This is a genomic window from Legionella bozemanae (assembly GCF_001648595.1).
GTDB lineage: Bacteria > Pseudomonadota > Gammaproteobacteria > Legionellales > Legionellaceae > Legionella > Legionella bozemanae.
This window is the reverse complement of sequence record NZ_LBAW01000049.1, coordinates 1-4,686: the sequence shown is the minus strand read 5'-3', so window position 1 is coordinate 4,686 and position 4,686 is coordinate 1. Positions and strand designations below refer to the sequence as shown.

The following is a 4,686-nucleotide window of genomic DNA, read 5'->3' as shown; positions in this document are numbered from 1 at the left end:
ACAGAATCAGCGCTTCATTGCAAGACAGTGCAAGCCTTTCGTTCCAGAATGCACAATCGCATCGAACCAGTGCGGATTCTCATTATCAACAAGCCTTGAGTGGACTATCTCAATTTAATGAAAGCGATGCCAGTGAGGTACGAGAAGGTACTGGCATTAATAGAACGCTCAGTAATGCGTTGAATCAAGATATTCGTCAAATGCAAGATGCGGTTAACCAATACAATCAGCATCACGACAAATCAGGACAGGTGTCGTGGGATGCGGCGGTTTCGGCCAGAATTGATACTCGCAAAGGGGTATTTGGATCGTTCGCTCATGCAGTCACGGGTATTTCTGGGGAAGCGAGCACGAGTTTGAATACAGGTGTGTCTGTTTCTAACTCGGTTCAAGCCTTTTTTAACTCCAGTGAAGGTCAATCATTCTCTAGTGCATTGAACCACATGGAGGCTACAGCCAAGACGCATCACTTAGATGTTAATGATTCATTTAATTTGTCGAAATCCGAACAAATCGCAGCCAACCTATCTCAAGGACATGCTTTATCTGATATGGCCTCAGCAGAATACAGTAAGGGCGAACATTATCAACACATGGCTAACCGTGTGAAAGAGCACGCCGACGGGATGGATAGAGTATTGGATCAAGCGTTTCATGATTGGGCGGTGCAGCATCATGGGGTCCAGGTAGAAAAGGCACTGATGGGGACCGATGCTTCGAGCTTAGGCGCACAACAACAACTGGCCGATCAGTTTATGAGTTCTTCCCAAGGACAATCGGCAGTCAAAGAGCAAGTAAGCCGCATCATCCACTCATCACCTGATCAAGTGAAAAGTCAATTTGAAGCGCAACGTGCTTCGATGACTGCCCATCAAAAAGCACTCATCAACCAAGCCCATCAGGATGGTGCTGGAAGCGTTTTAAATAAATCGCAAGAGCGACATTTAAGCCAGGTGCAAGATAACACCATCCAGCAAGCGCACGATCTGCGTATGGATAATCGAGAAGATTTATCGAAAGCCTATCAACACCAAGAGGGCAGTACACAACACGAGATTAAGGCCTCGCAAGCGGATTTAGCAAATCGGCAAGCAAAACAAAAACAGGATTATGTGGACAATGATCGCGGGTTTAAGGAAGGACGTTATGAATAAGCAAACACGTGCGCTTAGAAGAGCGGTCAAATCGATGGATTTAGAATCATGAAACACAATTCCTTGCAAAATATGTGGCAATTTATGAGTGGCGGTCAGATTTTTGACTATAAAACCAAAATGATGATTCAGGTGAGTAACCGTATTTTTCACTGGGCTGTCTTAGGTTTTGTCGTGCTTTTTTCGCTGATTATGGTGTTTTATGCCTCGTCTGAATTAAAACTGGTGGCGCTTCACCACATTTCAAGGTTTCTCGTGAAATTCCATAATGGGGAGTATGTGTTATGGACTAACCTCAATGGGAGTAAAATTACAGCGCTTTTTTATCAAAAAAGTCCCCTTATTCAAGCATCCGTGCAGCAGGCTTTGGATGTTCTTTGGAGAAAAGCGCAAGTTTCTTTATTTTTTGGTGGAGCGGTGTATTTGTTGATTACGCTGTTGTTTTCCCGTTTCTTTATTAAATTAGGTGAAAAATACACCAAAGATCAGTTTGTTTCCGGTACGCGCTTAGCTCTATCGCCTAAAGAAACCATCAAATCAGTCAACGAATCACAACGTGGTGCTTCAGAAATTAAGCTGTTGAATCGCTTACCTATGCCTAAGTATTCTGAAAAACAAGGGATGTTGTTTCATGGCACAACAGGTGCAGGAAAAACGCAAGCCATGATGATGCTGTTGGAGCAAATTAGGGCGCTGGGCGAGCCGGCAATCATTTATGATAAAGAATGTACCATCAAACCTTATTTCTTTGATGAGCGCATTGATGTGGAGCTCAATCCCATTTCAGAATTATGTGCCAATTGGAAAATGTGGCGAGAATGTGCCAATCCGTTGGAGTTTGGCTCCTTTGCCACGTATTTAATTCCTAAATCAGTTCAAGGCAGCGATCCGTTTTGGGTTGACTCAGCAAGAACCATTTTCACCTCGATGGCGTGGAAAATCAGGGATTATGCAGAAAAAGATCCCGTGTTTCTTCTGCAGTTATTACTCACCACCTCATTGGAGGAAATCAGGAACATTCTCAAAGGTACGGAATCTGAAAATCTGGTGAGTAAGGAAATTGAAAAAACGGCCATTTCCATTAAATCCGTGTTGGCAACCTATACCAAGGCGCTGCGCTTTCTTGAAGGGCTTGAGAAGTCGGGTAAAGAAGACTTTTCGATTAAAGAATGGATTGAAAATACAACCAATCCTAAAAAATACAATAAAGGGTGGTTATTTATTACCTCACGCTCCAAATACCATAAAGAGATAAAGCCTTTAATTTCTCTGTGGTTAGGACTCGCTATGCAAGGGGTGCAATCCTTGGTGGCTAATAATAAGGGGCGTATATGGCTTGTCATGGATGAATTAGCAAGCCTGCATCGTTTAGAAACCATTTCAGACACTCTGGCTGATATCCGTAAATTTGGAGGTTGTGTTGCCATTGGCATTCAATCTATTGCGCAATTAGATTTTATCTATGGAACTCATGAGGCCGGAGCCATAGCGGATCTACTCAATACATCCATTTATTTTAGGAGTCCAAAATCGAAAGTGGCAAAGTGGGTTTCAGAGGATTTAGGCTCACAGGTGATTAATGAGATGAAAGAAAGTCAGTCTTATGGTCCTGATTCTGTTCGTGATGGTAATACGGTGGGCTCCCAACGCACTAAGAGAAATACGGTTGAAGAAGGCGATATTATGACTCTTGACGACATGGAGTGTTATGTCCGTTTGGTAGGAAATCATCCCATCACTCGTTTGAAAAACAAATACATTGAGCGTAAAGAAATTTGCGTACCACTTGTTGAGCGATCCATCAATTTTGATGCGTTGGAAAAAGTAAATCACCGCGCGTTAATGGTTCAAAATAATCCTCAAAGAAATGACGATGTTAAAAAAATTCATCAATTTGAAGCAATGGCGCATGAGGTATCGGATAAGGATATAGTACCTCCACAATCACCTTATGCGGAACCCAAAGATCACGTTACAGCCAGCAAAAACGACACCGATGCTATTGAGCTGCGTGAGGCCTCCATTGTTATAAAAGAAATTTTTTAAGTCATCCAGGGAGGTATTATGTTGACCTTAAATAAAATAAGTGCGGCTAAAGACGCGCTGCATTATTACACCAATCAAGATAATTATTATTTAAGCGATCGAGATTCGCTCAACAGTCTGTCCCGATGGATCGGGCGCGGTGCGCAAAAGTTACAATTGTCCGGTGAAATTGAGCCTTCGCAATTTTTGCAATTATTGGATGGACAATTGCCCAGCGGGCAACTGCTAGGTATTATCGATAAGGGAGTACGTCAACATCGTCCTGGCACCGATGTGACCTTATCAGCGCCTAAGTCCGTATCCATTTTAGCCCTGGTGGGGCAAGACGCGCGCTTGCTTCAAGCCCATCAAGAAGCCGTGAACATTACCTTTGGTCGGATTGAGCAGCTGGCAGCAGAAGCACGCATTACATTTAATGGCGAAACCACTTTTGAAAAAACCCGTAATTTAGTAGCAGCCATGTTTGTCCATACAACCTCTCGTGAATTAGATCCCGATTTGCACACGCATGTACCCATACTCAATATGACTGAGCGTTCGGATGGATTATGGCGTTCTTTATCGTCACGAGCAAAAAATGATAAAGAACATCTGGATCATGGTTTTCGTGAATTAATTTATTCTAATCAGCATTATTTGGGATTGGTATACATGTCCTCTTTAGCGAAAAAAGTTAAGGAGCTGGGCTACGATATTCGCATTAAAGACAGGTACGGTAATTTTGAGGTTGTAGGTATTAGTGATGAGGCCATTACTGCTACATCTAAAAGGCGTGTGCAGATTCTTGATGATATGAAGGAACGCGGCACAAGCAGTGCCAAGGCTGCTGAAAAATCTAATTTATCGACGCGCAAGCCAAAAACTGAAATAGACAGTCAAGCACTGCATCAACAGTGGGTAGAGGAAATTAAAGAGCTTGGTATTGATTTAGGTGCGATAATTCATGATTCCAAATTAAATAGCGGACGAGGAGCGGTTAAAAGCACGCATACCTCACCTTTAAGCCCTGATGCGCATAAAGCAGTGAATGATGCGCTGGCTCATTTGTCCGAATATTCCACTCAAATCCAGCATGGGGCTTTGGTGCGCCAGGCTATGACTTTTTCAGCAGGTCTTGTTGGCCATGAGGACATTGAACGGGAAATTGAATCGCTTTTGGAGGCAAGGGTACTCCAGGGAAAACCCTTGGAATATTATACAACGGCGCATCTTCTTGCTCGCGAGAAGGACTTTATTGCAAAAACTACCAACGAGTTAAAAGTAAGCTTTTCGATTTCAGTACCAAATCACGGGCTCTCTTCACAGGTATTTAAAAATAACGAGCGCATTCAAATCATTGATGTAGAGGGTTTTCGGTGCGAAAAAGAACTGATTCAAGACATGGTTCATCTTGCAGAAGCACATCAACTCAATTCTTATGTACTCCATCCTGGTAGCCTAAAAACGCAGCAACTTCGAGCAGACATCAAACATTTGGATACAGGAT

General features: G+C 42.9%; 2 protein-coding genes and 1 pseudogene. All 3 read left to right on the top strand.

Going from position 1 to position 4,686, the window contains the following annotated elements:
- Window positions 1-1,154, top strand: a pseudogene (locus A8O27_RS17830) (conjugal transfer protein TraG N-terminal domain-containing protein); the annotation flags it as partial.
- 48 nt (window positions 1,155-1,202) lie between these two features.
- Entirely contained in the window at window positions 1,203-3,200 is a 1,998-nt protein-coding gene (gene traD, locus A8O27_RS17825; protein WP_064115151.1) for a type IV conjugative transfer system coupling protein TraD, read from the top strand.
- Window positions 3,201-3,218: 18 nt separating this feature from the next.
- A partial coding sequence (gene mobF, locus A8O27_RS17820) for a MobF family relaxase (protein WP_154669261.1) occupies window positions 3,219-4,686 on the top strand: 1,468 nt, incomplete at its 3' end.